Source organism: Kitasatospora sp. NPDC047058, assembly GCF_040643935.1.
GTDB lineage: Bacteria > Actinomycetota > Actinomycetes > Streptomycetales > Streptomycetaceae > Kitasatospora.
This window is the reverse complement of the sequence record NZ_JBEYVJ010000494.1, coordinates 1-4,443: the sequence shown is the minus strand read 5'-3', so window position 1 is coordinate 4,443 and position 4,443 is coordinate 1. Positions and strand designations below refer to the sequence as shown.

Annotated in this window: 4 protein-coding genes; 1 reads left to right on the top strand and 3 read right to left on the bottom strand. The window is 75.0% G+C overall.

The window, feature by feature from the left end:
• From ABZ885_RS36150 to ABZ885_RS36140, 3 genes are all read right to left on the bottom strand, one after another.
• Positions 1 to 1,492, bottom strand: a 1,492-nt coding sequence (locus tag ABZ885_RS36150; RefSeq protein WP_360198553.1) for a M1 family metallopeptidase, incomplete at its 3' end; no start/stop codon positions are given.
• Positions 1,493 to 1,882: 390 nt separating this feature from the next.
• Positions 1,883 to 2,968 carry a hypothetical protein gene (locus ABZ885_RS36145; RefSeq protein ID WP_360198550.1) on the bottom strand — a complete coding sequence of 362 codons (1,086 nt, stop codon included), beginning with the start codon at positions 2,966 to 2,968 and terminating at the stop codon, positions 1,883 to 1,885.
• A gap of 121 nt (positions 2,969 to 3,089) precedes the next feature.
• Positions 3,090 to 3,629: a GNAT family N-acetyltransferase gene (locus ABZ885_RS36140; protein ID WP_360198548.1), complete on the bottom strand. Its 540-nt coding sequence runs from the start codon at positions 3,627 to 3,629 to the stop codon at positions 3,090 to 3,092.
• Positions 3,630 to 3,740: 111 nt separating this feature from the next.
• Between ABZ885_RS36140 and ABZ885_RS36135 the strand changes: the two genes are divergently transcribed.
• Positions 3,741 to 4,271, top strand: a complete 531-nt coding sequence (locus ABZ885_RS36135) for a hypothetical protein (protein ID WP_360198556.1) — start codon at positions 3,741 to 3,743, stop codon at positions 4,269 to 4,271.
• The last annotated feature ends 172 nt before the right edge of the window (positions 4,272 to 4,443 follow it).

Below are 4,443 nucleotides of genomic sequence, written 5' to 3'. Positions count from 1 at the left end.
GCACGCCGGCGAGGCGGCGGGCGGACGAGTCGACCGGGGTGACCGTCCAGTCCGGGTGTCCGGGCATCGGCGGGGTGCTGGTCCCGTACAGCCAGTCCGTCAGGAAGGCGGTGAGGTCCGTGCCGGAGACCTGCGAGGCGGTGCGCAGGTAGTCGGCGGTGGTGGCCGAGCCGTACCGGTACTGCCGGAGGAAGGTCCGCTCGATCCGGTCGAAGACCTCGGCTCCGACCTGCTCGCGCAGCGCGAACAGCACCAGCGCGCCCCCGGTGTAGCGCTGGCTGTCGAAGAGGTCGGCGGCCGTCGGCGCGGCGACCGGCCCGGAGTCGTGCCGCCACTGGTCGCCGCTGCCGTAGACGTCGCGCATCCGGTCGGTGAGGGTGGTGTGCCCGGCCGGGTCGGGCCAGCCGCGCTCGTAGCGGTACATCAGTGCGTAGAGGTCGGCGTGGCCCTCGTTCAGCCAGAGGTCCGCCCAGCGGTGCGGGGAGACGCTGTTCCCGAACCACGAGTGCACCAGCTCGTGCATCATGTGCGAGCCGATCTGCGGCTCGGGCTGGAGCAGGAAGCCGGGCTTGTAGAGGGTGAGGGTCTGCGTCTCCAGCCCGGTGAAGTCGAAGGCGGCCGGGTCGTCGGTGTTGGCGGGCAGCAGCCCGTACGTCTCGAACGGGAACGGGCCGAGGTGCCGCTCGGCCCACTCCAGCTGGCCGGGGGTGAGCGCGAGGGCGGGCTCCAGGGCCCCGGCGCGGGCGGCCGGGACGACGTCCCGCAGCGGCAGCCCGTGCGGGCCGCGGCGCTCGCGCACGGTGAGGTCGCCGACCGAGACCTGCAGCAGTTCCGTGGCCATCGGCTCGCGTGACACGTAGCGCCGGCTGGTCAGGCCGGGGCGCGGGTGGCCGGTGGTGGTGAGCCGGCCGTTGGCGACGCCGAGCAGGCCGTCCGGCGCGGTGACGGTGACGGTGAACCGCGCCTTGTCGGCCGGGTGGTCGTTGCACGGGAAGACGGTGTGCGCACTGTCGGGCTGGCCGGCCACCGCGAAGCCGTCCGGTGTGGGCACCCAGCCGGTGTGCGGCAGCCTCGCCCGCGGGTCGGCGGTGTACGCCACCTCCACCCGCAGCAGGGCGCCGCGCCGCACGGCCCGGGCCGGGACGACGGTCAGCTTCTCGCCGTCCGCCCGGAACCGGGCCGGCCGCCCGTCCACCCGGACGGCGTGCACGTCCAGGCCGAGCGCGTCCAGCTCCAGGGTCGGCAGTGCGGTGAGCGCACGGGCCGTCAGCGTCGCCGTGGCGTCGACGGTCCGGTCGTCCGGCCGGTAGCGGAAGTCCAGGTCGTAGGCGAGCGCGTCGTAGCCGGTGGTGCCGAGCGCGGGGAAGACCTGGTCGCCGACGCCGCCCGCGTCGGCGGGGGAGGCCGCGGCGGGCACGGTGGTGCCCAGGACCACGGCGGCGAGCGCTGCCGCGGCGGCGAGGCTGGAACGGGTCCGGAACAGGGTGATCACCGCTTTCGTGTCGTCGTCCGTGGGCCGTGCGGCAGGCCGGCGGCGGAGTGGCCCACCAGGGGACATTCCGCTCCGCGACCTTCTGAGTACGGATCGTAGCGGAGCGGTCCGACAGTCCCGGCCGGGGCCCGCGACACGCGGCCGTCCCCCGGACGGCCGACTGTGGTGGTCGAGCGACCGCGGAGTGTCATAACGTTCGAAGTGCCCCGCCCCCTGACGGACGGGGCCACGGCCGTCGGAGTACCTGGCCAGGTCCGGCGGCCGTCCCTCATGCCCGCGCCCTGCCCGGTGCCCGGAACTCCGGGCAGGGTCGCGCGGGGCCTTCGACGGGACCGCCCTCGCGCACGCGTCCGGTGCCGCCGTGGGCGTGGCGGGCGGGGTGGACCGCGGTCACGCCAGGGTGACGTCCATGCCTCCCTCGGCCAGGATGTCGAGGACCTCGGCGAACAGGTCGTAGGACTGGCCGTCCGAGGCCAGTGCCCGGGACAGGCGCTCGCGTGCGGTCACGGCGTCCCGCCAGAGCAGGGTTGCCGGGGCGGTGAAGCCGAAGCGGCCGCGCAGGCAGTCGTCGAGGGCACTAGGACAACCGCCGAAGTAGCCGCCCGGCCCGTTCACCGCCTCGCCCAGCGCCAGGTAGAGGCCCGGTTCGTCGGTGACGTGCCGGCCGTCGAGTTCGTAGGCGTGACCGGCGGGCCGGTCGCGGCGGGTTCGCCGGCAGGCCCGATCGCGGACGAGGCCGAGCCAGACATCGCGGCGTCGGGTGTCGAGGCCGGCCCAGGCGCCCACGGCGTCCGGCGGCCCGGCGAACCACCGTTCCCAGACGGGCCGGGCGTACCCGGGAACGGGCATGAAGTGGTCGCCGTCGAGCTCGAGGTCGATCAGATCCGTCCCGTGGGAGGACGGATGCCAGGCGCTGACCGTGGTCCACAGCAGTAGATCGGTGAGCGGCTCGCCCTGGTCGTCGGCTATCTCCAGGGCGGCCTGCTCCAGGTCCAGTGCCTTCCGGGTGCCCTTGGCCAGCGCCGCCCGGAGTCGTTCACCCGGGGCGAGCCCCCGGAGGACGAGCGGGGGCGCAGGCTGTTCCGCCGGCAGGATGCGGGTGAATTCCCGGCAGGAGCCCAGCCACCGGTGCCCGTCGTGCACTCGGACCGGGCCCCTGTGCCCCTCGGGTGGTCCTTCGTAGCCGTCCAGGCCGGTGAGCACGAGACTGCCGGCCCCGGGCTGCTGCCCCAGGCTCTCCGCGTCCTCCAGCAGCCAGGAATCGAGCGCCTCGTCCTGCGGCACCAACCACACCCGCCTGCCGACCCAGCCGCGCGGCTCCGCTCCTTCCGGAACCCAGCCGAACAGCTCGTACGTCCCGCGCCACGGTTCCCCGAACAGCCCCTCCGCCTCGGCGCAGACGCCCCAGGCATGGCCGGGCTCGGTCCCGGTCAGCGTGTACCGCGTCCGCCCGCTGTGGTTCCCGCCCTCCTGCACGGTGGCATCATGCCCGGGCCGGGGCCTTACGGCGAAGCCGTTTTCCCGCCTCGGGCGTCCTGCCCGCTGCGGGGCCCCGGCTGGTGTTCCGCTCGTCCGCGCCGGGCTCAACGTGCCGGGCTCAACGGGCCGGGGGCGCCGGTGCCGTGACGTCCTTGCCGTACCAGATCTGGGCGTACGGGCCGCTGCTGTAGGCGGGTATCTCGCGGTAGCCGTGGCGGGTGTAGAGGGCGCGGGCCTCGACCAGGTCGAGGCGGGTGTCGAGGACGATCCGCTCGGCGCCGAGGGAACGGGCGGCCTCGTCCACGGCGGCGAGCAGGCGGGCGCCGCCGCCGGTGCCGCGGACGGCGTGCCGGACGAAGACCCTGGTCAGCTCGGCCGTGCGGTCGTCGAGGATGCGCAGGCCCGCGCAGGACTGCGGCTCGCCGGCGTAACGGCCGAGCAGGAACAGGCCGCTGGGTCCGGCGAGGTCGTCACTGGGGGAGCCGGCCAGGCCGGTCTCGATCTCCTCGGGCGTGCCCTCGCGGCCGAGGTGGAGGCGGTAGTACCGGTTGGCGACGTCGGTGTAGTACTCGCGCAGCAGCGCCTCCGCCTCCGGGGAACCCACATCGGCCCGGGAGACCGCCCAGAGGTCGGAACTGTGCAGCGTGCTGGTCGTCATGCCGGGCATTATCGACGCCCCGTCACCGCGCCCGCGAGCCATTTTCCGAGGCCACGGAACCGCCCGCCGTACGGGGCCGGCCGCTGGGCTACGCTCGCGCCGGTGCACCCGATCCCGCCACCGCGCCCGCTGCTCCTGCTCGACGTCGACGGTCCGCTCAACCCGTACCACGCGGACCCGGACAGCCGTCCGCCCGGCTACCGGCCGTGGCGGGCGGAGCCGCACTGGGCGTCCGGCCCGGTGGAGGTGTGGTTGAACAGGGCGCACGGGGAGCGGCTGCGCGCCCTGCCGTTCGACCTGGTCTGGGCCACCACCTGGCAGGACTGCGCGAACCGCTGGATCGGTCCCGCACTCGGCCTGCCCCCGCTCCCGTTCGTAGCGCTGCCCGGTCCGGCGGTCTGGCGGCCGGACGACACGAGCCCGAAGACCTGGCCGCTGGTGGCGTGGGCCGCCGGCCGCCCCTTCGCCTGGGTGGACGACGACATCGGGGAGGCGGACCGCGCCTACGTGGCCGCCCGGCACGCGGGGCCGGCCCTGTTGCGCCGGGTGCATCCCGGGCGTGGGCTGGTGGAGGCCGACTTCGCGCTGCTGTCGGCGTGGGCGGCGGGGCTGTGCGGGGGCGGAGGTGGGCCGGGCGGGTGATGGTGGGATTGGCCCGGGGGCGTGTCGGGGGAGCACTGCTCCATGGACACACCATCCGATCATCGTATTAATGGGGGCCTGAGGGGGAGTCAACGGGCGGCGCACCGCCGGATCGGGAGCGGCCTGGTCGCCGCGGCCTGCCTGTCCGCCGCGGTCGCGGGCTGCGCCGTGC